We start from the raw sequence: 25,869 nt of genomic DNA, 5'->3' as shown, positions 1-25,869 counted from the left end.
GTCCTACCAGGCGTGGAGCCGGTCGTCGGGAAAGCTGCCGTCCTTGACAGCGCGCACATAGGCCTCCATGGCCGGCCCGATGCCGTCGGCGCCTTGCATGAAGTTGCGCACGAACTTCGCCATCTTTCCGAGGTTCATGCCCAGCATGTCGTGCAGCACGAGCACCTGGCCGGCGGTGCCGCGGCCGGCACCGATGCCGATGGTGGCGCAATGCTTCAGCTCGCCGGTGAGCTCCGCCGCCAGCGCGGCCGGCACCATCTCCAGCACCAGCATGGCTGCGCCCGCATCCTGCAAGGCGTGGGCCTCGCGCTTGAGCCGGGCCGCGGCCTCGTCGCCCTTGCCCTGCACGCGGTAGCCGCCCAGCGCGTGCACCGTTTGCGGCGTGAGGCCCAGGTGAGCGCAGACCGGAATGCCGCGCTCGACCAGGAAGCGCACGGTGTCGGTGGTCCAGCCGCCGCCTTCGAGCTTGACCATGTGGGCGCCGGCCTGCATCAGCACCGTGGCGCTGCGCAGCGCTTGCTCGCGCGACTCGTGGTAGCTGCCGAAGGGCAGGTCGGCGATCAGCCAGGCCGTGCCCTGCACGCGGTGCAGTCCGCGAAACACGCTCTCGGTGTGGTAGCGCATGGTTTCCAGCGTCACGCCCACCGTGCTGTGCAGGCCCTGGCAGACCATGCCGAGCGAATCGCCGACCAGGATGCATTCGACGCCGGCCGCGTCGGCCATGGCCGCGAAGGTGGCGTCGTAGGCGGTCAGCATGGTGATCTTTTCGCCGCGCGCGTGCATGTCGGCCAGGCGCGGCAGGCTCAGCGGCTTGCGCTGGGCGGGCGCCGAGGCGGGCGGCAGGGTGCCGTAGGGCGTTGCCGCGTTGGCGGCAGGCGAGGATGGCATGGTCGGGCTTCTCCGTATCGGCCGCAGGCCGGGTCGGGGGGGACGGACGCGGCAACGCGCCGCGGCAATTGCGCTCAGGCCGGAACGGCTTCGCCCGAGGCGGCCTGCACCGGAATGTGGGCTCGCTCTTCCTTGATGCGGTTGGCATCGTCCATGAACACCAGCTTCGGCTGATGGCCGCGCACCTGGTCTTCCGGAACCAGCCCGAAGGCGGCAATGATGACCAGGTCGCCCACGGACGCCCGGCGCGCGGCCGAGCCATTGAGCGAGATGATGCCGCTGCCGCGCTCGCCTCGGATCGCGTAGGTCACGAAGCGCTCGCCGTTGTTGATGTTCCAGACGTGAATCTGCTCGTTCTCGGCCAGGTTGGCGGCGTCCAGCAGGTCTTCGTCGATGGCGCAGGAGCCCTCGTAATGCAGTTCGCAATCGGTAACGGTTGCACGATGGATCTTGGACTTGAGCAAGGTACGGAACATGAGGGGGATATGCGAAGAGTTGGTGGGGGAAGTCCCGCTGATGGCCGGAAGGCCGGCGGGCGGTGGGCGGTGGCGGGAAAAGGCGTCGAATGCTAGTGGAGAACCATTCAAAGAAAAATTCCGCTCAGGAACTTTGCGCTCGCCTGTGAGGCCGCCCAAACTCAGGCGGCCGGTGGTACGAGGACGGTCGGCGCCGCCGGCGCGGCGAGCGAAGGGTAGTCGCGGCTGAAGTGCAGCCCGCGGCTTTCGCGCCGCGCCTGCGCCGAACGCACGATGAGCTCGGCCACCTGCACCAGGTTGCGCAGCTCGAGCAGGTCGCGCGTGACGTGGAAATGGGCGTAGAACTCCTGGATCTCGCGCTCCAGCAGCGCGATGCGGTGGGCCGCGCGCTCCAGCCGCTTGTTGGTGCGCACGATGCCCACGTAGTCCCACATGAAGCGGCGCAGCTCGTCCCAGTTGTGCGAGATGACCACCGTCTCGTCGGCGTCGGTGACGCGGCTGTCGTCCCACGCCGGCAGCGCGGCATCGGCACGGACCGGCGCTCGGGCGATCGCCTGCGCCGCGGCGCGCGCGAACACCATGCATTCCAGCAGCGAGTTGCTGGCCAATCGGTTGGCGCCGTGCAGCCCGGTGCAGGCGGTCTCGCCGATGGCGTGCAGGCCCGGTACGTCGGTGCGGCCCGCGAGGTCGGTGAGCACGCCCCCGCAGGTGTAATGCGCCGCCGGCACCACCGGGATCGGATCGCGCGTGATGTCGATGCCCAACTCCGCGCAGCGCGCCAGGATGTTGGGGAAATGCTCGTGCAGGAAGGCCGGGCTCTGGTGCGAGATGTCCAGGTGCACGCAGTCCAGCCCGTGCTTCTTCATCTCGAAGTCGATGGCGCGCGCCACCACGTCGCGCGGGGCGAGCTCGGCCCGCTCGTCGTGCGCGGGCATGAAACGGGTGCCCCCCGCCGAATCGGGCAGCTTGAGCAGGCCGCCTTCGCCTCGCACCGCCTCGCTGATCAGGAAGGACTTGGCATGCGGGTGGTACAGGCAAGTCGGATGGAACTGAATGAACTCCATGTTCGCGACCCGGCAGCCTGCGCGCCAGGCGGCGGCGATGCCGTCGCCGGTGGCCGTGTCCGGATTGGTGGTGTAGAGATAGACCTTGCCGGCGCCGCCGGTCGCCAGGATGGTGTGGGGCGCGCGGAACGTGAGCACCTCGTCGGTGGCCTCGTCGAGCGCATAGAGGCCCAGGCAGGCCGGCTCCTTCAGGCCCAGCTTGCTGCCGGTGATCAGGTCCACCAGCGTGTGCTGCTCGAACAGCGTGATGGCGGGCGTGCGGCGCACCGTGTCGATCAGGGTGCGTTGCACCGCGGCGCCGGTGGCATCGGTGACGTGGGCGATCCGGCGCTGGCTGTGGCCGCCCTCGCGCGTCAGGTGCAGCTCGCCGTTCTCGAGCGAAAAGGGCACGCCGAGCTCGCGCAGCCAGGCGATGGCCTCGGGCGCATGCTCGACCACGAAGCGGGTCGCTGCCAGGTCGCAAAGGCCGGCTCCGGCGACCAGCGTGTCGTCCACGTGGGACTGCAGGCTGTCGTCCTCGCCCAGCACCGCGGCGATCCCGCCTTGCGCCCACTGGCTGGCGCCGTCGGCCAGGGCCCGCTTGGTGATCACCGCCACGCGGTGCGTGGGCGCGAGGTGCAGCGCGGCGCTGAGGCCGGCGAGCCCGCTGCCGACGATGAGAACGTCGAAGTCGTGGGATGCCATGGGAGAGGGAGGGTGGGGAGCTCAGGCCGGCGCGTAGGCCAGCCGGACGTAGATGGGGGCGAAGGCCTCGGCCTGTGTGATGTCGATCAGCGTTTCTTTTGCCAGCTCGAGCATCGCGATGAAGGTGACGATCAACACCGGCGTGCCGCGGCTGACGTCGAACAGCTTCTCGAACTCCACGAACTGCCGGCCCTGCAGGTGGCGCAGCACGATGCTCATGTGCTCGCGCACGCTGAGCTCCTCGCGCGAGATCTTGTGGTGCTGAACGAGCTTGGCGCGGCGCAGGATGTCGGCCCAGGCGTCGCGCAGGTCGACCACGTTCACGTCGGGAAAGCGCGGCTTGAGCGATTGCTCGATGTAGACCTGCGCCTTCCAGAAATCGCGCCCGGCCTGCGGCATGGCGCTGAGCGAAGCGGCCTGCAGCTTGGCCTGTTCGTATTCGAGGAGGCGCCGCACCAGCTCGGCGCGCGGGTCCTCCACCTCTTCGCCTTCGGCCGTCTTCTTGGGCGGCAGGAGCATGCGCGACTTGATCTCGATCAGCATCGCCGCCATCAGCAGGTACTCGGCCGCCAGCTCGAGGTTGGTCTGGCGCACCTGGTCGACATAGGCCAGGTACTGGCGCGTCAGCCCCGCCATCGGGATGTCGAGGATGTTGAAGTTCTGCTTGCGGATCAGGTAGAGCAGCAGGTCCAGCGGCCCTTCGAAGGCCTCGAGAAACACCTGCAGCGCCTCGGGCGGGATGTAGAGGTCGTTCGGCAGCGCGAACAGGGGCTCGCCGTAGAGCCGGGCCAGCGCGACCTGGTCGATCACCTCGGGCATGGGGCCGATCGGCGGCGCGTCTTCGTCCACGACGATCTCGGGCCCGGCGGCGCTGGCTTCCTCGCCCGCGCTCGCATCCCGGTGGGTTGCAACAGGCCGGATGGGCACTTACTTGACGCGCGTCTGGTAGACGTAGGGCTGCTGCGGCACCCGGGCTTGCCGGTATTCCTCGAGCGCGCTGCGGTCGAGATGCTTGTCCCACAGCAGGGCGCGGCCGGCGCGCTGCTCGGCTTCGAGCGTTGGCTTCTTCTGCTTCATCTCCTCGATGAAGCCGGTGATTTCCGAGGTGTAGTGGGGGCGGGCGAAGATGGACATGGCGTGGGACCGTTGGACCTTGGGTGGCGAATTTTACCGGGGCCGAATCCCCGAAGAGCGGCGAGGGTCCGGCCATCGCGCACCACAATGATCGCACCGGGCTCAACGCCGGAGCGCGGATGAACCGAACGCATAGACTCGACCCCTGCTTGAACTGAAGGGGGTCGCATGGTGCAACGACGAATCGGGCGCAGGAGCGCGGTGGCCGCCTTGCTGGCCGCCGGACTCTGGCTGGCGGGCTGCGACCCGAAGCGCATCAGCGAGCTGGAAGAAGGCGTTTCGACCGAAGCCGACGTGCGCGCGCGCTTCGGCGAGCCCGAGAACATCTGGGACTCGCCCGCGGGCCGCGTCTTCGAATACAACCGCCAGCCGCAGGGCCAGAAGAACTACATGATCACCATCGGCCCGGACGGCAAGATGGCTGCGCTGCGCCAGGTGCTCACGCCCGAGAACTTCGCGCGGGTGCAGCCCGGCATGCCGATGGAAGACCTGCGCAAGCTGCTGGGCAAGCCGGCGCGGCGCACGCCCTATCCGCTCAAGAACGAGACCGCCTGGGAATGGCGCTGGATGCAGCCGCCGAATTCGCCAATGGTGTTCATCGCCACGTTGAACGACGATCAGCGGGTGGTGAGCGCGGGCTCCTCGCCCGATCGCAGCGCCGAGGCGAACGCCAACTAATCGGCCGCCGCCGCGGGCCTGCCGGTGCGCAGCTCTTCCACGAAGCCCGAGCGCTCCATCACCTCGAGCGGCTGCGCCTGCACCGACTCGAAGCGCAACACGCCGCCGCGCGCCAGCACCGCCCTGTGCACCTGCCGCAGCGCGTCCAGCCCGGTGGCATCGAGCGAGATCAGGTGCATCGCATCGAACACCACCGTCATGCCGCGCGGCGCCCGCTCGATCGCCTGCACCGTCGGATCGAGCTTGGCGGCCGCCCCGAAGAAGAGGGCGCCATAGAGCTTGAAGGTCAGCACCGGCGGTTGCAGCGACACCATTTCGATGCTGAAGAGCTGGCTCATGCGGCGCACGAACAGCGCACAGGCCAGCACGATGCCCGCCTGCACTGCCACGGTGAGGTCGAACACCACGGTGAGGAAGAAGGTGCCCAGCATCAGCAGCCGGTAGTGCCGGCTGAAGCGGCGCAGCATGTAGGGCGAGAACTCGTGCCATTCGCCCATGTTCCAGCCCACGAAGACCAGGATGCCGGCCAGCACCGCCAGCGGCACGTGCTGCGCGAGCGGTGCGGCCAGCAGCACCACCACCAGCAGCGTGGCGGCGTGCACCATGCCCGCGACCGGCGAGTTCGCGCCGGCGCGCACATTGGTCACGGTGCGCGCGATGGTGCCGGTGGCCGGCATGCCGCCGAAGAAGGGCGTGACCAGGTTGGCGACGCCCTGCGCCATCAACTCCTGGTTCGGGTCGTGGCGCGGCTGGCCGCTGGCCTGGTCGGCCACGCGTGCGCACAGCAGCGACTCGATCGCGCCGAGCAGCGCGATGGTGAGAGTGGGTGTCACCAGCTGCTTGACCGTTTCCCACGAGAACTCGGGCAGGGCAAAGCTCGCCACGCCTTCGGGGATGCCGCCGAAGCGCGTGCCGATGGTCTCCACCGGCAGGCCGAAGCCCCAGGACACCAGCGTGAGCGTGACCAGCGCGACGATCGGCCCCGGCACGCGGGAGCCGGCGCGCACCGCACGCAGCTCGGCCATGCGGCCCAGCACCAGGTGCACCGCGTAGCCGAAGCGCGTCTTGTCGTGCAGCAGCGTCGGCCAGATGAACAGGCCCGCGAGGCAGGCCAGGCCGAGGCCGAAGGCATAGGGATTGAAGCTGCCGAGGTTCGTGGCCAGCGTGTGCAGCTGCGAGAACATGTCGGCCGGCATCTTCGGAATGGCGAGCCCCAGCCAGTCCTTGATCTGCGAGATCAGGATCAGCGTCGCGATGCCGTTGGTGAAGCCGATCACGATCGACACCGGCACATAGCGCACCAGGGTGCCGAGCCGGAACAGCCCCATCAGGAAGAGCAGGATGCCGGCGCAGGCGGTGGCGATCAGCAGGTTGGCCACCCCGTAGCGCTCGACGATGCCGTAGACGATCACGATGAAGGCGCCGGCCGGCCCGCCGATCTGCACCGCGGAGCCGCCGAGGGCGGAAATGAGGAAGCCGGCGATGATCGCGGTCCAGATGCCGGCCTCGGGCTTGAGTCCGGAGGCAATGGCGAAGGCCATCGCCAGCGGCAGCGCCACGATGCCCACCGTGACGCCGGCGCCGAGGTCCTTGAGAAAGCGCTGCCTGTCGTAGTCTGCCAGCGCGTCGATCAATCGGGGGCGGAAGCGTGCAATCGGCAGGGGCGAACTCATGGCGCTATTGTGAATGCGCCTTGAAGCGTGGCCTGCCCCCGGCTGCCCGTCATTCGTCGTTGCCGGGCAGCACCGCATCGGCCGCGGCGCCCACCGCCTTGCCGGTGATGCGCGCGGTGCCGATCGCCGCGTCGGCCGCCAGGCCCACCGCGCCGGCGGTGACGCTCACCGCGGTGCCGGCGACCGTGACCACGGCGCAGCCGCCGAGCGGCAGGATCAGGGCGAGGACGAGGGCAGCGGTCAGGGCGGTGCGTTTCATCGAAGGGTCCGAATGGTGGCGGCGCGTCAGCGTACCCGCATCCCGGGCTTGGCGCCAGGCCAGGGCTCGAGCACGTAGATGCCGGGCTCGGCCTTCTCGTCGGCATGGCTGGCGGCCAGCACCATGCCTTCTGAAATGCCGAACTTCATCTTTCGCGGCGCCAGGTTGGCGACCAGCACGGTGAGCTTGCCCACCAGCTGCTCGGGTTCATAGGCCGAGGCGATGCCGGAAAAGACGTTGCGCGTGCGGCCTTCGCCGGCATCGAGCGTCAGGTGCAGCAGCTTGGTGGAGCCTTCGACCTTCTGGCAGGCCACGATCTGCGCGATGCGCAGGTCGATTTTGGCGAAGTCGTCGATGGTGATGGTGGGAGCGATGCCTTCGCCGCCCGGAAGGGCGGTGGCAGCGGCGGCTTCGGGCGCGGGCTCCGGCGGCTCGAACAGCTGGTCGATCTGCTTGGCATCGACGCGCTGCATCAGGTGCTTGTACTCGGCGATGGCATGGCCCTCGCCGAGCAAATGCGCCGCATCGGCGAACACCAGCGGCTCGCTGCGCAGGAAGCCCTCGACCTGCGCCGCCAGCGCGGGCAGCACCGGCTTCAGGTAGATGGTCATCAGGCGGAAGGCCTCGATGCAGGTGGTGCACACGTCGTGCAGGCGTGCCTCCATGCCGGCCTGCTTGGCCAGCTCCCAGGGCTTGTTCTGGTCCACGTACTCGTTGACCTTGTCGGCCAGCGCCATGATCTCGCGCAGGGCACGCGCGAAGTCGCGCCCGTCGTACAGCGTGGCCAGCGGGCGCGCGGCTTCCTGCAGCGTCGCCAGCAGCGTCGCGCCATCGGTGCTCACGATGCCCAGCTTGCCGCCGAAGCGCTTGGCGATGAAGCCGGCGGCCCGGCTCGCGATGTTGATGTACTTGCCGATCAGGTCGGCGTTCACGCGGGCGATGAAGTCGTCGGGGTTGAAGTCGACGTCTTCCACCTTGGCATTGAGCTTGGCGGCGATGTAGTAGCGCAGCCACTCCGGGTTCATGCCGATCGAGAGGTACTTGAGCGGATCGATGCCGGTGCCGCGGCTCTTGCTCATCTTCTCGCCCGAGACGGTGATGAAGCCGTGAACGTTCACCTGGCTGGGCGTCTTGCGCTCGCTGAACTGCAGCATCGCGGGCCAGAACAGGGTGTGGAAGTAGACGATGTCCTTGCCGATGAAATGCACCTGCTCCACCGCGGGGTCGGCCACGAACTCGTCGAAGCTTTGCCGGGTCTGCGACGGCGCGTGCCAGTGCTGCGCGGCCTGGCCTTTGTCGAAATGGTTCTTCAGGCTGGCCAGGTAGCCGATGGGCGCGTCCAGCCAGACGTAGAAGTACTTGCCCGGCGCGTCGGGAATCTCGATGCCGAAGTAGGGCGCTTCGCGCGAAATGTCCCAGTCGGCCATCCCGGCCTCGAACCATTCGCTGGCCTTCTTCGCCATCTCGGGCTGCAGCTTGCCGTCCTGCGTCCAGCCCTTGAGGAAGTCGACCACCTTCGGGTCGGAGAGCTTGAAGAAGAAGTGCTCGGAGCTGCGCAGCTCGGGCGCCGCGCCCGTCAGCGTGGAATAGGGGCTGATCAGCTCGGTGGGCGCGTACACGCTGCTGCACACCTCGCAGGAATCGCCGTACTGGTCCTTGGCGTGGCACACCGGGCATTCGCCCTTGATGTAGCGGTCGGGCAGGAACATGCCCTTGACCGGGTCGTAGAACTGCTCGATGGTACGCGTGGCGATCATGCCGCCCGCCTTGAGGCGCTTGTAGATGCCCTGGGCCAGCTCTGTGTTCTCGGCGCTGTCGGTCGAGTGCCAGTTGTCGAAGCGGATGTGGAAGCCGTCCAGGTATTCCTTGCGGCCGGCCGCGATCTCGCCGACGAATTGCTGTGGCGTCTTGCCGGCCTTCTCGGCCGCGATCATGATCGGCGCGCCGTGCGCGTCGTCGGCGCCCACGAAATGCACCATGTGGCCCTGCATGCGCTGGAACCGCACCCAGATGTCGGCCTGGATGTACTCCATGATGTGGCCGACGTGGAACTTGCCGTTGGCATACGGCAGGGCGGTGGTGACGAAGAGCTTGCGCTGGGACATCGAAGGGGCGCTTTCTGGGGGGATCTGACGAAAGCCGCGGCCGTGCGGCCGGCGGGAGGGGCATTTTAGGCGGCGCCCGGCGCTTACACTTTGGCCCCCTTTTCGAGCCGCTGCCATGACCTCCGCCCTGCCGATCCTGTCTGCCATCGAAACCCGCGTGCTCGGCGTGCTCGCCGAAAAACAGCGCACCGTGCCCGACAGCTACCCGCTGACGCTCAACACCCTGGTGGCCGGCTGCAACCAGAAGACCAGCCGAAACCCGCTGATGGAGCTGACCGAAAGCGATGCCCAGGCGGCGCTGGACAGCCTCAAGGGCTACAGCCTGGTCATGGAGTCGAGCGGCGGGCGCGTCTCGCGCTACGAGCACAACATCGAGCGCGTGCTGCGCGTGCCCTCCCAGTCCACCATCCTGCTGACCGTGCTGATGCTGCGCGGCCCGCAGACCGCCGGCGAGCTGCGCATCGCCAGCGAGCGCATGCACAACTTCGCCGACATCTCCTCGGTCGAGGCCTTCCTCGACGAGCTGGCCGAGCGGCCGGCCGGCGCGCTGGTCGTGAAGCTGGGCCGCTTGCCGGGGGCGCGCGAGAACCGCTGGATGCACCTGCTCTCCGGCCCGCCGTCGGAGCAGATGCTGGAGACGGGGGGAGCGCCGGCGAGTCGCGGCGATGCTTCGCTCGGCGAAGTGGCAGCCCTGAAGCTCAACGTCGCCCGGCTCGAGACCGAGATCGCGGCCCTCAAGGCGCTGACCGCGCGCATCTGCTCGGAACTTGGCATCGCGGACCAGGCCTGAAGCCCCGCGCATGAAGCACGCGGTCTTCTTCCGCAACCTCAACCTGGGCCGACCGCGCTGTCCCACACGGGCGCAGTTCGAAGCCGCCTTCCTGGCGGCCGGCGCCGAGGCGGCTGCCTCCTTCCTCACCAACGGCACGCTGGTTTTCGAGGCGCGCAACAAGACCACGGCGCGCAAGGTGCTGGCCCAGGCCTCGCAGACGATGGCCGGCGAATGCGGCCTGCGCGAGCCGGGCTTCCTGCGCAGCGTCGAGCACCTGGCGGGGCTGGTCGATCTCGACCACTTTGCGCATGTCGATCGCGAGAGCGTCTACGAGGTCTGCATCACCTTCCTGGATGCGAAGCATCCGGCACTGCCTGCGTTGCCGCTGGTCTCCAGGCGCGAGGACGTCGTGTTGCTGAGCGCGACCGAGGGTGAGGTTTTCAGCGTCTCCCGCGTCGTCGGCAGTACGCCGGGCAGCCCCAATGCCTTCCTGGAAAAACTGTTGGGAACGCCGGCGAGCACGCGGGCGTGGAACACGGTCGTGCGGCTGGTCGCGCGCTACGGCTAGCTGCCCCCGGAGCGCTCGGCAACGCGCCGCGCGTTGCTCCACGCAAGAGGCGCCCGACCTCGGCGAGTTGAACGCCACCAGCGCCCGTCGCCATCCCGGCGAACTCGCCTCGAAGGAGCGTTGTCTCTGGTTCCCATGGCGCCCGTTTGAGCAATAATCTCTGCTCAAAGGAGCGCAATCATGACGACGAAAGGCATGGCCGCTGCCGGGACCAAACAGGTCCGGCAATCACGGTTCCGCTACGGCGCCACGGCCAAGGCCACGGTCGTGCAGGCGCGCGAGCGACAGATGACCGCCTTTGTCGGCAGGGGCACGGGCGGCCCCAGGTACTTCGACACGGTATTCCGCTATGACCCCCTGGAGCGCGTCCAACTCGTCAAGGCCGGCGTGCCGGCGCAGATGGCCGTGACCGTGGCCAAGGCCATGGGCATCAGCAAGGACAGCCTCTACCAGACACTGGGCCTGCCCCGGGCCACCATCGATCGCAAGCTCCGCGAGGGCAAGGCCCTGTCCAGCGACGAGTCCTCGCGCGTCCTGGGCATCGCCCGGCTGGTGGGGCAGGCCCAGGCGATCGTGGAGGAGTCGGGGGACCCGGCCGGTTTCAATGCGGCCGAATGGGTCGGCCAGTGGCTGGCCCAGCCGCTGGGCGCGCTCGGGGGCCGCAAGCCGGGCGAGCTCATGGACACTGCCGAGGGCCAGGCGATCGTCTCGAACCTGCTCGACCGCGCCGTGTCGGGCGCGTATTCGTGACGCCGGTCTGGCGGATCGCAGCCGACACCCGGGAGTACACCGCCGACGACATGGGCGGCAAGGGCGCGGAGAAGACAGGCGGGCGCTGGAACAGGCCAGGGACCCCGGTCGTCTATGGCGCCGGCTCGATTGCGCTGGCCTGCCTGGAAACGATCGTCCACCTGAACCTGTCCGGCTTCCCCTTGAATCGCTTCCTGGTCAGGATCGACGTGCCCGACGAGGTCTGGGCAAAACGCCAGTCCCTGGCGCCCGACGCGCTGCCCGTCGGCTGGAGCGCCATCCCCGAGGGCCGTGTGTCCGTGCAGGCCGGGGACCGGTGGCTGGCCGGCCTCGAGTCGGCGCTGCTGCTGGTCCCGTCGGTGATCGTTCCGGAGGAGTTCAACGTCCTCGTGAATCCCAGGCATCCGGACGCCGGCAAGCTCGAGGCGACCAAGCTCAGGCCCTGGTTCTTCGACCAGCGCCTGGGCGTCCGAGCGTCCGCTTCCCTGTAGGGTGAAGCCGTCGCTGCCGAGCGTCGCCCCGGCGCCGCACTAGACTACCGGCCATCAGGAGCCCCCATGACCGTTACACCCCAGGCGCTCACCGAAGCGCTCAAGACCGTCCTCGACCCCAACACGGGCAAGGACTTCGTCAGCACCAAGGCGCTGAAGAACCTCCAGATCCACGAGGGCGATGTCTCCTTCGACATCGAGCTCGGCTATCCCGCCAAGAGCCAGCTGCCGGCGCTGCGCAAGGCGCTGGTGGCGGCGGCGAAGGCCGTGCCGGGCGTGGAGAACGTCTCGGCCAACATCGCGACCAAGGTGATCAGCCATGCGGTGCAGCGGGGCGTGCAGCTGATGCCCAATGTCAAGAACATCATCGCCGTGGCCTCGGGCAAGGGCGGCGTCGGCAAGAGCACCACCGCGGCCAACCTCGCGCTCGCGCTGGCGGCCGAGGGGGCCAGCGTCGGCCTGCTCGATGCCGACATCTACGGCCCCAGCCAGCCGATGATGCTGGGCATCTCGCGCCGCCCCGAGAGCGAGGACGGCAAGACCATGGAGCCGCTGGAGAACCACGGCGTGCAGGTGATGTCCATCGGCTTCCTGGTCGACCAGGACGAGGCCATGATCTGGCGCGGCCCGATGGCCACGCAGGCGCTGGAGCAGCTGCTGCGCCAGACCAACTGGAAGGACCTCGACTACCTGATCGTCGACATGCCCCCCGGCACCGGCGACATCCAGCTCACGCTGTCGCAGCGCGTGCCGATGACCGGCGCGGTGATCGTGACCACCCCGCAGGACATCGCGCTGCTCGACGCCAGGAAGGGCATCAAGATGTTCGAGAAGGTGGGCGTGCCCATCCTCGGCATCGTCGAGAACATGGCGGTGCACGTGTGCTCCAACTGCGGCCACGTGGAGCACATCTTCGGCGCCGAGGGCGGCAAGAAGATGGCCGAGCAATACGACATGGCCTACCTGGGCGCGCTGCCGCTGGACATCAACATCCGGCTGCAGGCCGACAGCGGCAAGCCGACGGTGGTGGCCGATCCCGACGGCGAGGTCGCGGGCATCTACAAGGCGGTCGCGCGCCGGGTCGCGGTGGGCATCGCCGAGAAGGCCAAGGATTTCTCCGCCAAGTTCCCGACCATCACCGTCAGCAAGAACACTTGATGCTGCCTGCATGAACCTGCTCGCCTCGATGCGCTATCTGGTCGCGCTGAGCGAGCACCGCCATTTCGGCCGCGCCGCGCAGGCCTGCTACATCACGCAGCCGGCCCTGTCGAACGCCTTGCGGGCGCTGGAGGGTGAGTTCGGCGTGGTGATCGTCAAGCGCGGGCGCACCTACGCCGGCCTCACGCACGAAGGCGAGGCGGTGCTGGCCGCCGCGCACCGCATGCTGCACGAGAACGAGGTGCTGCAGCAGCTGCTCAAGAGCGAGGAGGCGCACCCGCGCGGCGGCCTGCGCATGGCTGCCGTGCCCACGGCGATCCCGATCCTCACGCGCTTTGCCGGGCGGCTGCAGGCGCGCCATCCGGGCATCGCGCCCACCGTGCTGTCGATGAGCTCCGTCGAGCTCGAGACCGGGCTGGAAAGCCTGTCGCTGGACATCGCCCTGGGCTACACCGAGCGCATGCACGTGCGCGAAGTCAAGCTCACGGCCTGGCCGCAGAGCATCGAGCATTACTTCCTGGTGCGCCGCTCGGCCCGCACGCAGGCGCTGCAAATCGGCGAGCCCATCGGCTGGGCCGAGGCGGCGAAGCTGCCCTTGTGCCTGCTGACGCCGGAAATGCACAACCGCTTCATCCTCGACCAGGCCTTCGCGACGGCGGGCGTGACGGTAACGCCCGCCATCGAGACCAATTCGGTGCTGACCTTGGCCCTCAGCGTCGGCGCCGGAGAGGTCTGCGCGGTGCTGCCCGGCGCGATGGTCGATGCCATCCGCAGCCACGGCGGGCTGGAAGCGCTGCCGCTGGTGGCGCCGGAGGTGCGCACGCCCATCGGCTTCATGACCCAGACGGCGGTGCGGCCTTCGCGCGCCCTGGAGGCGGCGCTGGCGCTGATCCAGAGCTCCGAATGGCAGCAGGAAGTGGCGGCGCACAGCGGGTCGCTCCGCGGCACCGCATCATTTATTTCTTGAATCGCCCCATGCGCCGATGCAATTTGCCGAAAACGGCAAGGCGCGCCACAGTCGGGCAGGCACACCCAATCCGTGTCGGCGGACCAGGCAATGAATTCTTCCAATGCGATCACGGCGATCCCCCTCGCCACCCCTGACCAGCTGCGCGAGCGCATCCGCCGCAAGAGCAAGCTCAAGGGGCGCCAGCCCGAGGCCGCGGCGCTCGACGAGGTGCGCGCACTCATCGGCCCCAGGCCCGAAGGCGGCCACCCGCGCGACCTGCTGATCGAGCACCTGCACCGGCTCAACGACGCTTGCCTCGGCCTGCACGACCGGCACCTGGTGGCGCTGGCCTCGCTGACGAACATCCCGATGGCGGAGGTCTACGAGGTCGCGACCTTCTATCACCACTTCGAGATCCTGCGCGGCGACGAGCAGGCGCCCCGCATCACGGTGCGCGTGTGCGACGGCCTGGCCTGCGAGCTGGCCGGCGCGCAGGATCTGCTGGCACGGCTGCCCGCGCTGCTGGGCGCCGCCGGCCGCGACGATGTCCGCGTGATCGCTGCGCCCTGCATCGGCCGCTGCGAGCAGGCGCCCGCCGCGGCGGTGCACCAGCGCGCCGTGCCGATGGCCGACGCGGACAAGATCCTGCAGGCGCTCGAATCGATGCCGGCGCCGCGCGAGACCGGGCATTTCCTGCCCGCGGCCTTCACCGAGAAAAGCGTGACGCCGCCGCTCGATGCGGTGCAGGCGCTGCCGGCCTTCACCGACTACGCCACGTACCGCGCCAACGGGGGCTATGCGCTCGCGGCTGCGCTGGTCAACGGCGAGCGGGAAGCCGAGGCCGTGCTCCAGGCGATGGAAGACTCCGGCCTGCGCGGACTCGGCGGGGCCGGCTTTCCGGCCGGGCGCAAGTGGCGCATCGTGCGCGAGCAGCCGGCGCCGCGTCTGATGGCGGTGAACATCGACGAGGGCGAGCCCGGCACCTTCAAGGACCGCGTCTACCTGGAGCGCGATCCGCACCGCTTCCTCGAGGGCGTGCTGGTCGCAGCGCAGGTGGTGGGCACGCAGGCCTGCTACATCTACCTGCGCGACGAATACCACGATTGCCGCGCACTGCTGGAGGCCGAGCTCGCGAAACTTCAGGCCGATCCGCCCTGCGAGCTGCCGCGCATCGAGCTGCGGCGCGGCGCCGGCGCCTATATCTGCGGCGAGGAGTCCGCAATGATCGAGAGCATCGAGGGCAAGCGCGGCGAACCCCGCATGCGCCCGCCCTACATCGCGCAGGTGGGCCTGTTCGGCCGGCCCACGCTGGAGCACAACTTCGAGACCCTCTACTGGGTGCGCGACATCGTCGAGAAGGGCCCCCAGTGGTTCAGCGGCTTCGGCCGCCACGGGCGCAAGGGGCTGCGCAGCTTCAGCGTGAGCGGGCGGGTGAAGCAGCCCGGCGTCAAGCTCGCGCCCGCGGGTATCACGGTTCGGGAACTGATCGACGAGTATTGCGGCGGCATGCTGGACGGCCACGAGCTCTACGCCTACCTGCCCGGCGGTGCCTCGGGCGGCATCCTGCCGGCCCGCATGGGCGACATCCCGCTGGACTTCGACACCCTGCAGCCGCACGGCTGCTTCATCGGCTCGGCCGCCGTCATCGTGCTGAGCCAGCATGACCGGGCGCGCGACGCGGCGCGCAACGTGATGCGCTTCTTCGAGCACGAGAGCTGCGGCCAGTGCACGCCCTGCCGCGTCGGCACCGCCAAGGCGGCGGCGCTGATGGAGGCGCCGGTGTGGGACCAGGCCACGCTGGAAGACCTGGCGCAGGTCATGGGCGATGCCTCGATCTGCGGATTGGGGCAGGCGGCGCCGAATCCGATTCGCTGCGTGCAGAAGTACTTTCCCGGGGAGATCGCATGAACGCGCCGGCCAAACTTGCCGAACTGATGCCGCAGACCGTAGAGATCAAACTCGACGGGCGTGCGGTGCAGGCCTTCGAGGGGGAGAGCATCCTTCAGGCTGCGCAGCGGCACGGGGTGGAGATCCCGCGGCTTTGCTACAAGGAAGGGCTGCGGGCGGATGGCAATTGCCGCTCCTGCGTGGTCGAGGTGAAGGGGGAGCGCGTGCTGGCGCCGAGCTGCTGCCGCAACGTGACCGCCGGGATGGAGGTGCAGGCCACCAGCGAGCGGGCATTGAAGAGCCAGCGGATGGTGGTGGAAATGCTGCTGTCGGACATGCCGGACGAAGGCTACAAGTGGAACGATGCGGATGTTGCGGAGGGGGAGGGTCGGGGTGGGGGCACGCTCCCGCCGGTCGGCCAGCACGGCGAACTCAGTGAATGGGCCGAGCGTCTTCAGGTGGAGGTCCGCCCCGCCCTCCAGGCCCTGCGCCGCGAGCAACCGCAGCCCGACCTTTCCCACCCCGCCATGGCCGTCAACCTCGACGCCTGCATCCAGTGCAACCGCTGCGTGCGCGCCTGCCGCGAGGAGCAGGTCAACGACGTCATCGGCTACGCCCTGCGCGGCGCCGGCTCGAAGATCGTCTTCGACCTCGACGACGCCATGGGCGACAGCACCTGCGTGGCCTGCGGCGAATGCGTGCAGGCCTGCCCCACCGGCGCGCTCATGCCCAAGAGCCACATCGGCTCGCAGCGGGTCGACCGCAAGGTCGATTCGGTCTGCCCCTTCTGCGGCGTGGGCTGCCTGATCACCTACAACATCAAGGATGAACAGGCCCGGATCGTCAGCGTCGACGGCCGCGACGGCCCGGCCAATCATGGCCGGCTGTGCGTCAAGGGCCGCTTCGGCTTCGACTATGCGCACCATCCGCAGCGCCTGACCGTGCCGCTGATCCGCAAGCCCGGCGTGCCCAAGGACTTCAGCGATGCGCCGCGGCCCGGCGACTGGCAAGACGCGTTCCGCGAGGCCACCTGGGAAGAAGCGCTCGCCCTCGCGGCCGGCAAGCTCAAGGACCTGCGCGACACGCACGGCAACAAGGCCCTGGCCGGCTTCGGTTCCGCCAAGGGCAGCAACGAGGAGGCCTACCTGTTCCAGAAGCTGGTGCGCATCGGCTTCGGCAGCAACAACGTCGACCACTGCACGCGGCTGTGCCATGCCTCCAGCGTGGCGGCGCTGCTCGAAGGGGTGGGCTCGGGCGCGGTGAGCAACCAGGTCAACGACGTGGAGCATGCGGAGCTGATCTTCGTCATCGGCTCCAACCCCACCGCCAACCATCCGGTGGCCGCCACCTGGATGAAGAACGCCGCCAAGCGCGGCGCGAAGATCGTGCTGGCCGACCCGCGCGTCACCGACATCGGCCGGCACGCCTGGCGCACCCTGCAGTTCAAGGCCGACACCGACGTGGCCATGCTCAACGCGCTGATCCACGCGGTGATCGACGAGGGCCTGGTCGACGAAGCCTTCGTGCGCGATCGCGCCAGCAACTTCGAGGCCCTGCGCGAGAACGTCAAGGGCTACAGCCCCGAGGCCATGGCGCCGATCTGCGGCATCCCCGCCGAGACGCTGCGCGAGGTGGCGCGGGCCTTCGCCACCGCGAAAGGCGCGATGGTGCTGTGGGGCATGGGCATCAGCCAGCATGTGCACGGCACCGACAACGCGCGCTGCCTGATCGCGCTGGTCACGGTCACCGGCCAGATCGGCAAGCCCGGTTCGGGCCTGCATCCGCTACGCGGCCAGAACAACGTGCAGGGCGCGAGCGATGCGGGGCTGATTCCGATGATGTTCCCCAACTACCAGCGGGTGGACGAACCGGGCGCGCACGCGTGGTTCGAGAACTTCTGGGGCGTGCCGCTCGACGACAAGCCCGGCTACACGGTGGTCGAGATCATGCACAAGGCGCTGGCGCCGCAGGACGATCCGCACAAGATCCGCGGCATGTACATCATGGGCGAGAACCCGGCCATGAGCGACCCGGACCTCAACCATGCGCGCCATGCGCTCGCGAGCCTGGAGCACCTGGTCGTGCAGGACATCTTCATGACCGAGACCGCGTGGCTGGCCGACGTGGTGCTGCCTGCCAGCGCCTGGCCCGAGAAGACCGGAACGGTGAGCAACACCGACCGCATGGTGCAACTGGGCAGGCGCGCCCTCGACCCGCCGGGTGCGGCGAAGCCAGACCTCTGGATCATCCAGCAGATCGCGCAGCGCATGGGCTTGAGGTGGAACTACGAAGGCGAGGAATGCGGCGTGGCGGCCGTCTATGAAGAGATGCGCCAGGCCATGCATGCCGCGATCAGCGGCATCAGCTGGGAGCGGCTGCAGCGCGAGTCCAGCGTGACCTACCCCTGCCTGACTGACGAGGACCCGGGCCAGCCGACCGTCTTCATCGACCACTTTCCCACCGCGGACGGCCGCGTGAAGCTGGTGCCGGCGGACATCATCCCGGCCGACGAGCGGCCCGATGCGCAGTACCCCTTCGTGCTGATCACCGGCCGCCAGCTCGAGCACTGGCACACCGGCAGCATGACGCGACGCGCCACGGTGCTCGATGCGCTGGAGCCCATGGCCACCGCCTCGATGAACCAGGGCGACCTCGATGCGCTGGGTCTGCAGGCCGGCGACGTGATCACCATCCGCTCGCGCCGCGGCGAAGTCGCGATCCACGTGCGGCGCGACGACGGCACGCCGAACGGCACGGTCTTCGTGCCTTTCGCCTACTACGAGGCCGCCGCCAACCTGATGACCAATGCCGCGCTCGATCCGATGGGCAAGATCCCCGAGTTCAAGTACTGCGCGGTGCAGGTGCTGCCGGGCGGCGAGCCGGTGGCCGCCGCGGGCTACGGGACCGGGGCGGTCGAAAGAACGGAAACGCCGGCGGTGCTGTGAAAAGCGGCATGCTGCTGTGACATTTTTGGCGTATCGAGCGTCTTTCTGACGCTGCCTGTCGCGCCGCGGCATGCGTGCCATGCGCGCTTCGGTGGGCGTCGACCATGGCGGCCGCGGTGGCATGTATGTTGCTGGGAGTAACTTATCCAGCATAACCATGCCAAGCCCAACGTGCACCAGCCCGAAAACGACGACGACACCGTTTCATTGAACCGCCGCATCTTTTGCGTGGGCGCAGCCAGCTTCGCCGCGCTGGGGACCGCGGCCTGCGGCGATGGGGGTGGGAGCGGGGGATTCGGCGTGAGCGCCGGCGCCACGGCCGCGCAGAACACGACGGCGACCCCATCGACCTCGACGGCCGGAACCACCGCAACCGAAGCGAATGGGACCACCGGAGCCACCGAAGCCACGGCCACCAACAGTTCCGAGCCCCTCGCAGAGGCGCGCAAGTTCGTCCACCCCGGCCTGCTGCACACCGACGCCGATTTCGAACGCATGCGAACCAAGGTGGCGGCCGGCGCCCAGCCCTGGCTCAGCGGCTGGAACGCGCTCACCGCCAGCAGCCGTGCCCAGCTGGGCCGCGCGCCCGTGCCGCTGGCCACCGTGGTGCGGGGCGGCGACGGCGAGAACCACCGCACGATGGTCGAGGACATGGAGCGCGCCTACCAGTTCGCGCTGCGCTGGAAGGTCTCCGGCAACACCGCTTATGCGGACCTGGCTGTGCAGTACCTGGATGCCTGGTCGTCGACGATGACCACGCTCACCGGCAATGCCGACCGCTTCCTTGCCGCAGGCATCTACGGCTACCAATGGGCCAATGCGGCCGAGATGATGCGCGGCTACGCGGGCTGGACGGCCGAAGGCGTGGCGCGCTTCCAGAAGCTGCTGCTGGAGGTGTTCTATCCGCTGTGCCACAGCTTCCTGCTCGACCACAACGGCGCGAACATCACCAACTACTGGGCCAACTGGGATCTCTGCAACATCTGCGGCATCCTGGCCATCGGCGTCTTCTGCGATCGCAAGGATCTCCACGACGAGGCCATCGCCTACTACAAGACCGGCCGCGGCAATGGCGCCGCGGCGCACAACGTCTACATGCTCCATCCGGGCTATCTGGGCCAGTGGCAGGAAAGCGGCCGGGACCAGGGCCACGCCACGCTCGGCATGGCCCTGACCGGACTGCTGTGCGAGATGGCGTGGAACCAGGGCGAAGATCTGTACGGATACTGGAACAACCGCTTCCTGGCCGGCGCCGAGTACGTGGCCAAGTCGAACCTGCAGGACGGCAACGGCCAGTACTACTCGCCGCCCTTCTCGACCTACGTCAACCGCCAGGGCAGCTTCACCGTGGTGTCGACGGCTGGGCAGCCCAACCTGCGCCCGGCCTGGGAGTCCATCTACAACCACTACGTCAATCGCAAGGGCCTGGCAGCGCCCTGGGTGGCCGCCATCGCCGCCCAGATCCGTCCGGAGCGCAGCGAGTGGGGCGGCGACCAGCCGAGCTTCGGCACGCTGACCTACAGCCGTGACCCCGCAGCGGCGGGCACGCCGCCGAGCGGCCTCAGCGCCCATGTCACCGCCGGCCAGGTGCTGATGTCGTGGTGGGGCAGCGCGGGTGCGACGAGCTACAAGGTCAAGCGCGGCAGCTCGGCGAACGGGCCTTTCGCCACCGTCGCCAGCGTCGCCGACCCTTGCACCTGCACCGACACGCCGGGCCACGGCGTCTGGTACTACGTCGTCACGGCGGTGAGCGCCGGCGGCGAAAGCAGCGTATCCAACGTGGCGCGTGCAGCCCTGCCGACCGAGCTGCGTGTGCAGTTGCCGCTGAACGCGGCCAGCGGAACCACGGCCATCGATGTCAGCGGCAATGCCCGGCACGGCAGTTTGAAGCCAGGCGCAAGCTGGGGCGCAGGCCGCAGCAGCGGCAACGCACTGGCGCTCGACGGCAGCAGCGGCCACCTTGCGCTGCCCACCGGCGTGCTCTCCGACCTCGGCGACTTCACCATCGCGCTGTGGGTCTACTGGAACACCGCCGCCACCAACACGCGCGTGTTCGACTTCGGCTCCAGCGACATCGCCTACCTCGCCCTGCTGCCGCGCGACAGTGGCGGCGCGATGCGCTTCACCGTCACCGGCACCACCTGGTACGGCGAGCAGAACATCCTGGCGCCCGCCTTGCCCACCGGGCGCTGGGTGCATCTCGCCGTGACGCTGTCCGGCACCACCGGCACGCTGTACGTCGACGGCGTGGCCGCCGGCAGCAACAACGCGATCGCGCTCGCGCCCTGGCAGCTCGGCGACACCACGCAGAACTGGCTTGGCCGCTCGCAGTACGGCGCCGACCCCTGCTTCAACGGGCGCATGCAGGACCTGCGCATCCACAGCGGCGCATTGAGCGCCGCAGAAATCGCGGTGCTCGCCGCCTGAGCCGCGAGCGGCGCGCGCCAACTTCTTCACGCGGGTACGAACCAAGACCGAAGTAGGGGGTTTTGATGCTTCTGTTTGCAGGCATCGAGATCGCGCCCGGCCATTAAGCTCCTTGGCAGTTGAACGAATAACAGGAGCAAAGGATGCCCAGACTCATCGTCCTGGCCCGCCACAGCAGCGTGCGTCAGGTCAACATCGCCGGCCCGTCCGCGACCATCGGGCGCGCCGCCGGCAACCACGTGTGCATCGACAGCGACACGGTGAGCCGCCGGCACGCGCTCATCGAATGGACGGGCGACCGCTACCTGCTCGCCGACCTCGGCAGCCGCAACGGGACCTACCTCAACGACGAGCGGGTGATCGGCACCCGGCCGCTCGGCAACGGCGATGCGATCACGATCGGCGATTGCCAGCTGCGCTTTCTCTACAGCACCACCATGCTGCCGCCGGCCGAGGCGCTGCGGCTGGTGACCATGCCGGGCGACCTGCACAAGCTCGATGCGGAGCCGCGCCGGACCTGGGTGCGCCCGCGCAAGCGCGAGTCCTTGTCCCTGCTGCCCTGAATGGGCGGCCTCCCGACGGCCAATAGCCGCAGCGGCGTGTCCACGCGGCGGTTGAGCTATCGTCAGGCGCATGAATCCGCCCACCAGCCCTGCCGATGACGGCACGCGCCCCTCGCTCGACGTCGCCGTCGTGATGCGGCGCGAGCGACTGCACGGGCCCTCCAGCCATTGGCAGCCCTGGCGCTGGATGCTCGAGGGGGTCATGCCCGACGAGCCGGGCTTCGGCAGCGTCCCCCGGCTGCTGCAGCAGGACGACGAGGTGCAGCGCTGGCTGCACCCGGGCTTCAAGGTCGAATTGTTTCGCGATGACACCGACGGTTACCGGCTCAACGCGACGACGCCGGCGCCCGGCTGGTTCGTGCTCTGGCGCCTCGAAGAAGAGGCCACGGTGGCCGCGGAGCCGATCGCCCGGCCGGTGGTGGTGACGCTGAGCTACAGCGAGGCGGGCCGCTGGCTCGATGCGCAGGAGACGGTCGAGCAAGTGCCGGCGCCGCCCGAAGTGGTGGAATGGCTGCGCACCTGGGTCGACGAGCACCACGAGGCCGAGCCCAGGCGGCGGCAGCGGCCGCAGAGCTTCAAGCCGCTGGTGGATCGTTTCGGCAATGCGGCGAGCGTGTCCACGGAGAAGAAGCGCGGGCGGGGGGCGGGCGATGTCTGAGGGCTTCTTCGAGCGGTGGTCGCGGCGCAAGCAGCAGGTGAAGGAAGGGGAGGCGGTACCGGAGGAGCCGGTCGTGCCGGTGAAAGCGCGTGCGGAGCCTGTGCCCGTTGTTGCCGAGGCTGCGCCCGCTGCGGAGGCTGCGCACCTCCACCCCAACCCTCCCTCGGAGGGGGAGGGGGAACTGCCGCCGGCACCGACCTTGACCGATGCACAGGCGCTCACGCCCGAATCCGACTTCAAGCCTTTTCTTGCCGGCAACGTCGCGCCCGAGGTCAAGAACGCCGCCCTCAGGAAGCTGTTCGCCGACCCGCACTTCAACGTCATGGATGGTCTGGACACTTACATCGACGACTATTCCGTTTCGACCCCGGTGCCCGAGAGCGTGCTGCGCCAGATGGCCAGCGCGAAATTCATGAAGCTGTTCGACGAGCAGCCTGACAAAGACCCTGAGAACAACGCAAGCGCGGACGTGGCAGAGTCGGTCTCCACGGACCCCGTTCCCAGCCAACCGGTTGCCACCGATGCGCAGCCGGCCAGCCAAGAAACCGATGACCACCACGCTGATCTGCGACTGCAACAAGACGATGCCACTCGAGCCGAAGACCCTCGGCGCGGCCCTGGCTGAGACACTGCCCCTCCACTCCACCCTGTGCCGCCGCGAGGCGCCGGCCTTCCAGCGTGCGATCCAGTCCGGCGACGAGGTGATCGTGGCCTGCACGCAGGAGAAGCGCCTGTTCGGCGAGCTCGCACGGCAGACGCCCGGGGCCGAGTCGCCGATCCGCTTCGTCAACATCCGCGAGACCGGCGGCTGGAGCCGCGATGCGGCGAGCGCCAGCCCGAAGATCGCCGCGCTGCTCGCGCAGGCCCGCCTGCCCGAGCCCGAGCCGGTCGGCATCGTGAGCTACAAGAGCCAGGGCCGGCTGCTGGTGGTCGGCGCGCTCGACGAGGCCGAGCGCGTGGCGGCGCTGCTGGCCGACACGCTGGAAGTCACGATCTTCTCGCGCGGCCCCGGCAGCGCGGGCGGCGCGCAGGAGCGCCGCTGGCCGGTGGTCGCCGGCCGCATCGATGCGCTCGCCGGCTGGCTCGGCGCCTTCCAGCTGCGCTGGACGCGCGACAACGCCATCGATCTCGATCTCTGCACCCGCTGCAACGCCTGCGTGGCGGCCTGTCCCGAGCAGGCCATCGGCCTGGACTACCAGATCGACAACGCAAAGTGCCAGTCGCACCGCGACTGCGAGCGGGCCTGCACCGTGGCCGGCGCCATCGACTTCAGCCGCCCCGCCGAAGCCCTCGAGGGCGCCTTCGACCTGGTGCTCGACCTGGGCGAGGCGCCGCTGATCGACTGGCACGCGCCGCCGCAGGGCTACTTCCACCTGCGCGGCGGCCTGGCGAATGCGCAGGCGCCCTCGACCCTGCTGCAGCTGCGCGAACTGGTCGGCGAGTTCGAGAAGCCGAAGTTCTTCGACTACCGGCAGAAGCTCTGCGCCCACAGCCGCAACGAGCAGGTGGGCTGCAAGGCCTGCATCGAGGTCTGCTCGGCCCATGCCGTGAGCAGCGACAAGGCGCGCCAGCGCATCGTCGTCAACCCGAACCTCTGCGTGGGCTGCGGCGCCTGCACCACCGTGTGTCCGACCGGCGCGCTGGCCTACGCCTACCCGCATGCGCCCGACCAGGGCACGAAGCTGCGCACGCTGCTTGCCACCTATGCCGTGGCAGGCGGGCGCGATGCCGTGCTGCTGCTGCATGGCCGGGAAGGCGGGCAGGCCCTCATCGAGCAGCTGGGCCGCGAGGCGCGGCTCGGCCGTGCGCGGGGCGTGCCGGCCCAGGTCATCCCGGTCGGCCTGTGGCATGCCGCCAGCACCGGCATCGACCTGTGGCTGAGCGCCATCGCCTTCGGCGCCTCGCAGGTGGCGGTGCTGGCGACCGGCGAGGAGGCGCCGGCCTACGTCGAGGCGCTGCGCGAGCAGATGGCGATCGCGCAGGCCGTGCTCGCGGGCCTGGGCTACGCCGGCACGCATTTCCGGCTGATCGAGGCGAGCCGGCCCGCGGCGCTCGACAGCGCGCTGGCCGAGCTGCCCCGCGCGCAGCCTCAGCGGCCGGCGGTGCCGGCGCGCTACGCGGTCGGCGCCGAGAAGCGCAGCACGCTCGAACTGGCGCTCGATCACCTGGTCGATGCCGCGCCGGCGAGGAAGGCCGCCCCTGAGGCGCCGCTGGCCATCGCGCTGCCGGCGGCCTCGCCCTACGGCGCCATCGAGGTCGACAAGAACAAGTGCACCATGTGCCTGGCCTGCGTGAGCGCCTGCCCGGCCAGCGCATTGCAGGACAACCCCAACGCGCCGCAGCTGCGCTTCGTCGAGAAGAACTGCGTGCAGTGCGGCCTGTGCGCCGGCACCTGCCCCGAGGACGCCATCTCGCTCGTGCCCCGGCTGCTCGTCGCGCCCGAGCGCAGCCAGCCGGTGGTCCTCAACGAGGCGAAGCCCTGGCGCTGCATCCGTTGCGACAAGCCCTTCGGCACCGAGAAGGCGATCGAGGCCATGCTCGGCAAGCTGGCCGGCCATGCGATGTTCCAGGGCGAAGCGCTGGAGCGCCTCAAGATGTGCAGCGACTGCCGGGTCATCGACCTGTACAGCGCCGCGGACGAAATGAAGATCACGCAGCTATGAGCCGCAGGGCCGTTCCCAAGGCGAATACCGCAGCGCTTTTGCGCGGAGGTTCTCAATGATCCGCAGGGCCGTTCCCGAGGCGAATACCGCAGCGCCTTGCGCGGAGGTTTTTTGATGAGCGCCAGTTTCCCGGCCACTTCCGCCCTCGACGAAGAGCTCGCGCGCGCCGAGCTTTATGGGCTGCTCGCGCGGCTCTGGTATGCGGCGCCCGACGACGAGCTGCTCGCCGCCTTTCAGGTCGCACCCACCGAGGCGCCGGCCGCCGGCGCCTTCCTGGAGGAGCCCTGGCGCGAGGTGGTCGGCGCAGCGCGCGGCCTCGACGCGGCCTCGGCGCGCGACGAGTACGACGCGCTCTTCGGCGGCATCGGCAAGCCGGAGGTCTACCTGTTCGGCTCGCACTACCTGAGCGGCTTCCTCAACGACAAGCCGTTGGCGCGCCTGCGTGCCGACCTCGACCGGCTGGGCCTGGCGCGCGAGCAGGCGGTCCCGGAGACCGAAGACCACGTGGCCTGCCTGTTCGAGGTCATGCGCTACCTGATTGCAGGCGAGGACGTGGCGGTGGCCAACCTCACGCAGCAGCAAGCCTTCTTCGCCGCCCACGTGCAGCCCTGGCTGCCGGCCATGTGCGATGCGGTGGCGCAGCATCCGAAGGCGAATTTCTATGCCGCGCTGGCGGCGCTGACCCGGGCCTTCGCCGAGGTCGAGGCCCAGGGCTTCGACATGCTGACTTAGCCCCGAGGGGCTTTGAAGTGTCGTATTTGCCGCCCTATTAGGGTCTGGACTAGTATCCAAAGATATGTAACTGGTTTCATATCTCGTTTTACCGAGCCATTCCTGGAGTCGACATGCAGGACAGCCAAATCGCCGGCGCCAAGCCGGCATCCCGCCGAGGTTTCTTTCTGGGCGCCGCCACCGTCGGCGCAGCCGCAGCAGCCGTCACGGTGCTGCCCAAGGTCGTCGAGGCGCCAGCCTCCGCCGCCACTCCCGCTCCCAAGCCCGCGCCCGAGAAGGGTGGCGGCTACACGCTGAGCGAACACGTCAAGCGCTACTACCAGACCACTTCGGCCTAGAGACACC

Annotated in this window: 24 protein-coding genes; 16 read left to right on the top strand and 8 right to left on the bottom strand. The window is 69.0% G+C overall.

The genetic code is table 11. The annotated features are described in order from the left end of the window. Positions 1-3 precede the first annotated feature (3 nt). The 5 genes from panB to AC3A6Y_RS16255 all read right to left on the bottom strand — a co-directional run bounded on the left by panB (position 4) and on the right by AC3A6Y_RS16255 (position 4,246). Positions 4-888 (bottom strand): 3-methyl-2-oxobutanoate hydroxymethyltransferase, encoded by an 885-nt coding sequence (gene panB / locus AC3A6Y_RS16275; protein ID WP_487869276.1) that lies wholly within the window; start codon positions 886-888, stop codon positions 4-6. Between the two features lie 74 nt (positions 889-962). After that, a complete protein-coding gene (gene panD, locus AC3A6Y_RS16270; RefSeq protein ID WP_487869275.1) occupies positions 963-1,364 on the bottom strand; it encodes an aspartate 1-decarboxylase in 402 nt (133 codons plus the stop codon). Positions 1,365-1,525: 161 nt separating this feature from the next. Continuing rightward, positions 1,526-3,112: an L-aspartate oxidase gene (nadB, locus tag AC3A6Y_RS16265; RefSeq protein ID WP_487869274.1), complete on the bottom strand. Its 1,587-nt coding sequence runs from the start codon at positions 3,110-3,112 to the stop codon at positions 1,526-1,528. Between the two features lie 21 nt (positions 3,113-3,133). Further along, positions 3,134-3,931 carry a segregation and condensation protein A gene (locus tag AC3A6Y_RS16260; RefSeq protein WP_487869952.1) on the bottom strand — a complete coding sequence of 266 codons (798 nt, stop codon included), beginning with the start codon at positions 3,929-3,931 and terminating at the stop codon, positions 3,134-3,136. A 108-nt stretch (positions 3,932-4,039) separates the two neighbouring features. Continuing rightward, on the bottom strand, positions 4,040-4,246 hold the full coding sequence (locus AC3A6Y_RS16255; RefSeq protein ID WP_487869273.1) for a DUF3460 family protein: 207 nt from the start codon (positions 4,244-4,246) through the stop codon (positions 4,040-4,042). A 168-nt stretch (positions 4,247-4,414) separates the two neighbouring features. On the opposite strand from AC3A6Y_RS16255, the gene AC3A6Y_RS16250 reads away from it, so the two are divergent. Continuing rightward, positions 4,415-4,924 (top strand): outer membrane protein assembly factor BamE, encoded by a 510-nt coding sequence (locus AC3A6Y_RS16250; protein ID WP_487869272.1) that lies wholly within the window; start codon positions 4,415-4,417, stop codon positions 4,922-4,924. On the opposite strand, the gene AC3A6Y_RS16245 is transcribed toward AC3A6Y_RS16250, so the two are convergent. From AC3A6Y_RS16245 to metG, 3 genes are read right to left on the bottom strand one after another with little or no spacing between them, the layout of a single operon-like run. Continuing rightward, positions 4,921-6,597 carry a SulP family inorganic anion transporter gene (locus AC3A6Y_RS16245; protein WP_487869271.1) on the bottom strand — a complete coding sequence of 559 codons (1,677 nt, stop codon included), beginning with the start codon at positions 6,595-6,597 and terminating at the stop codon, positions 4,921-4,923. The two genes, AC3A6Y_RS16250 and AC3A6Y_RS16245, sit on opposite strands and share 4 nt — an antisense overlap. Positions 6,598-6,646: 49 nt before the next feature. Next, a complete protein-coding gene (locus AC3A6Y_RS16240; protein ID WP_487869270.1) occupies positions 6,647-6,856 on the bottom strand; it encodes a hypothetical protein in 210 nt (69 codons plus the stop codon). Between the two features lie 26 nt (positions 6,857-6,882). Further along, a complete protein-coding gene (gene metG, locus AC3A6Y_RS16235) occupies positions 6,883-8,961 on the bottom strand; it encodes a methionine--tRNA ligase (protein ID WP_487869269.1) in 2,079 nt (692 codons plus the stop codon). A 115-nt stretch (positions 8,962-9,076) separates the two neighbouring features. Here metG and AC3A6Y_RS16230 point away from each other — a divergent pair, with 115 nt between their 5' ends. From AC3A6Y_RS16230 to AC3A6Y_RS16160, 15 genes are all read left to right on the top strand, one after another. Next, positions 9,077-9,751, top strand: coding sequence for a YceH family protein (locus AC3A6Y_RS16230; protein ID WP_487869268.1), 675 nt, complete (start codon positions 9,077-9,079; stop codon positions 9,749-9,751). A gap of 10 nt (positions 9,752-9,761) precedes the next feature. Beyond that, the gene (locus AC3A6Y_RS16225) at positions 9,762-10,301 is read left to right on the top strand and encodes a DUF1697 domain-containing protein (RefSeq protein WP_487869267.1); all 540 of its coding nucleotides are present in this window, start codon (positions 9,762-9,764) and stop codon (positions 10,299-10,301) included. Between the two features lie 180 nt (positions 10,302-10,481). Continuing rightward, positions 10,482-11,051 carry a type II RES/Xre toxin-antitoxin system antitoxin gene (gene parS / locus AC3A6Y_RS16220; RefSeq protein ID WP_487869266.1) on the top strand — a complete coding sequence of 190 codons (570 nt, stop codon included), beginning with the start codon at positions 10,482-10,484 and terminating at the stop codon, positions 11,049-11,051. Then, positions 11,048-11,542, top strand: a complete 495-nt coding sequence (locus AC3A6Y_RS16215; RefSeq protein ID WP_487869265.1) for an RES family NAD+ phosphorylase — start codon at positions 11,048-11,050, stop codon at positions 11,540-11,542. The genes parS and AC3A6Y_RS16215 overlap by 4 nt, the downstream gene beginning before the upstream one ends. A 66-nt stretch (positions 11,543-11,608) precedes the next feature. Beyond that, a complete protein-coding gene (gene apbC, locus AC3A6Y_RS16210) occupies positions 11,609-12,700 on the top strand; it encodes an iron-sulfur cluster carrier protein ApbC (protein ID WP_487869264.1) in 1,092 nt (363 codons plus the stop codon). A 10-nt stretch (positions 12,701-12,710) separates the two neighbouring features. Next, positions 12,711-13,667: a LysR substrate-binding domain-containing protein gene (locus AC3A6Y_RS16205; protein WP_487869263.1), complete on the top strand. Its 957-nt coding sequence runs from the start codon at positions 12,711-12,713 to the stop codon at positions 13,665-13,667. A 90-nt stretch (positions 13,668-13,757) separates the two neighbouring features. Then, complete coding sequence (locus AC3A6Y_RS16200; protein ID WP_487869262.1) at positions 13,758-15,557, top strand: NADH-ubiquinone oxidoreductase-F iron-sulfur binding region domain-containing protein; 1,800 nt, start codon at positions 13,758-13,760, stop codon at positions 15,555-15,557. Continuing rightward, entirely contained in the window at positions 15,554-18,481 is a 2,928-nt protein-coding gene (gene fdhF, locus AC3A6Y_RS16195) for a formate dehydrogenase subunit alpha (RefSeq protein ID WP_487869261.1), read from the top strand. The genes AC3A6Y_RS16200 and fdhF overlap by 4 nt, the downstream gene beginning before the upstream one ends. Positions 18,482-18,652: 171 nt before the next feature. Beyond that, entirely contained in the window at positions 18,653-20,908 is a 2,256-nt protein-coding gene (locus AC3A6Y_RS16190; RefSeq protein ID WP_487869260.1) for a LamG-like jellyroll fold domain-containing protein, read from the top strand. 143 nt (positions 20,909-21,051) lie between these two features. After that, positions 21,052-21,471, top strand: coding sequence for an FHA domain-containing protein (locus AC3A6Y_RS16185; protein WP_487869259.1), 420 nt, complete (start codon positions 21,052-21,054; stop codon positions 21,469-21,471). Between the two features lie 70 nt (positions 21,472-21,541). Then, entirely contained in the window at positions 21,542-22,129 is a 588-nt protein-coding gene (locus AC3A6Y_RS16180) for a DUF3305 domain-containing protein (protein WP_487869258.1), read from the top strand. Continuing rightward, positions 22,122-22,754, top strand: a complete 633-nt coding sequence (locus AC3A6Y_RS16175; protein ID WP_487869257.1) for a DUF3306 domain-containing protein — start codon at positions 22,122-22,124, stop codon at positions 22,752-22,754. Before AC3A6Y_RS16180 ends, AC3A6Y_RS16175 begins: the two co-directional genes overlap by 8 nt. Then, entirely contained in the window at positions 22,714-24,792 is a 2,079-nt protein-coding gene (locus AC3A6Y_RS16170) for a 4Fe-4S binding protein (protein WP_487869951.1), read from the top strand. The genes AC3A6Y_RS16175 and AC3A6Y_RS16170 overlap by 41 nt, the downstream gene beginning before the upstream one ends. A 114-nt stretch (positions 24,793-24,906) precedes the next feature. After that, on the top strand, positions 24,907-25,524 hold the full coding sequence (locus AC3A6Y_RS16165) for a TorD/DmsD family molecular chaperone (protein WP_487869256.1): 618 nt from the start codon (positions 24,907-24,909) through the stop codon (positions 25,522-25,524). Positions 25,525-25,637: 113 nt separating this feature from the next. Beyond that, complete coding sequence (locus AC3A6Y_RS16160) at positions 25,638-25,862, top strand: formate dehydrogenase (protein ID WP_487869255.1); 225 nt, start codon at positions 25,638-25,640, stop codon at positions 25,860-25,862. Positions 25,863-25,869 lie beyond the last annotated feature (7 nt).

This window comes from Variovorax sp. Soil_C_17, assembly GCF_057657265.1.
This window is presented reverse-complemented; position numbering and strand designations above follow the sequence as displayed.

Bases quoted from the DNA above. Each gene is read 5' to 3' on its own strand.
- apbC (WP_487869264.1), top strand. From the start codon at position 11,609: ATGACCGTTACACCCCAGGCGCTCACCGAAGCGCTCAAGACCGTCCTC.
- AC3A6Y_RS16245 (WP_487869271.1), bottom strand. From the start codon at position 6,597: ATGAGTTCGCCCCTGCCGATTGCACGCTTCCGCCCCCGATTGATCGAC.
- AC3A6Y_RS16175 (WP_487869257.1), top strand. From the start codon at position 22,122: ATGTCTGAGGGCTTCTTCGAGCGGTGGTCGCGGCGCAAGCAGCAGGTG.
- AC3A6Y_RS16180 (WP_487869258.1), top strand. From the start codon at position 21,542: ATGAATCCGCCCACCAGCCCTGCCGATGACGGCACGCGCCCCTCGCTC.
- fdhF (WP_487869261.1), top strand. From the start codon at position 15,554: ATGAACGCGCCGGCCAAACTTGCCGAACTGATGCCGCAGACCGTAGAG.
- panB (WP_487869276.1), bottom strand. From the start codon at position 888: ATGCCATCCTCGCCTGCCGCCAACGCGGCAACGCCCTACGGCACCCTG.
- parS (WP_487869266.1), top strand. From the start codon at position 10,482: ATGACGACGAAAGGCATGGCCGCTGCCGGGACCAAACAGGTCCGGCAA.
- metG (WP_487869269.1), bottom strand. From the start codon at position 8,961: ATGTCCCAGCGCAAGCTCTTCGTCACCACCGCCCTGCCGTATGCCAAC.
- AC3A6Y_RS16255 (WP_487869273.1), bottom strand. From the start codon at position 4,246: ATGTCCATCTTCGCCCGCCCCCACTACACCTCGGAAATCACCGGCTTC.
- AC3A6Y_RS16170 (WP_487869951.1), top strand. From the start codon at position 22,714: ATGCCACTCGAGCCGAAGACCCTCGGCGCGGCCCTGGCTGAGACACTG.
- nadB (WP_487869274.1), bottom strand. From the start codon at position 3,112: ATGGCATCCCACGACTTCGACGTTCTCATCGTCGGCAGCGGGCTCGCC.
- AC3A6Y_RS16205 (WP_487869263.1), top strand. From the start codon at position 12,711: ATGAACCTGCTCGCCTCGATGCGCTATCTGGTCGCGCTGAGCGAGCAC.
- AC3A6Y_RS16185 (WP_487869259.1), top strand. From the start codon at position 21,052: ATGCCCAGACTCATCGTCCTGGCCCGCCACAGCAGCGTGCGTCAGGTC.
- AC3A6Y_RS16260 (WP_487869952.1), bottom strand. From the start codon at position 3,931: ATGCCCGAGGTGATCGACCAGGTCGCGCTGGCCCGGCTCTACGGCGAG.
- AC3A6Y_RS16160 (WP_487869255.1), top strand. From the start codon at position 25,638: ATGCAGGACAGCCAAATCGCCGGCGCCAAGCCGGCATCCCGCCGAGGT.
- AC3A6Y_RS16240 (WP_487869270.1), bottom strand. From the start codon at position 6,856: ATGAAACGCACCGCCCTGACCGCTGCCCTCGTCCTCGCCCTGATCCTG.
- AC3A6Y_RS16200 (WP_487869262.1), top strand. From the start codon at position 13,758: ATGAATTCTTCCAATGCGATCACGGCGATCCCCCTCGCCACCCCTGAC.
- AC3A6Y_RS16250 (WP_487869272.1), top strand. From the start codon at position 4,415: ATGGTGCAACGACGAATCGGGCGCAGGAGCGCGGTGGCCGCCTTGCTG.
- panD (WP_487869275.1), bottom strand. From the start codon at position 1,364: ATGTTCCGTACCTTGCTCAAGTCCAAGATCCATCGTGCAACCGTTACC.
- AC3A6Y_RS16225 (WP_487869267.1), top strand. From the start codon at position 9,762: ATGAAGCACGCGGTCTTCTTCCGCAACCTCAACCTGGGCCGACCGCGC.
- AC3A6Y_RS16165 (WP_487869256.1), top strand. From the start codon at position 24,907: ATGAGCGCCAGTTTCCCGGCCACTTCCGCCCTCGACGAAGAGCTCGCG.
- AC3A6Y_RS16230 (WP_487869268.1), top strand. From the start codon at position 9,077: ATGACCTCCGCCCTGCCGATCCTGTCTGCCATCGAAACCCGCGTGCTC.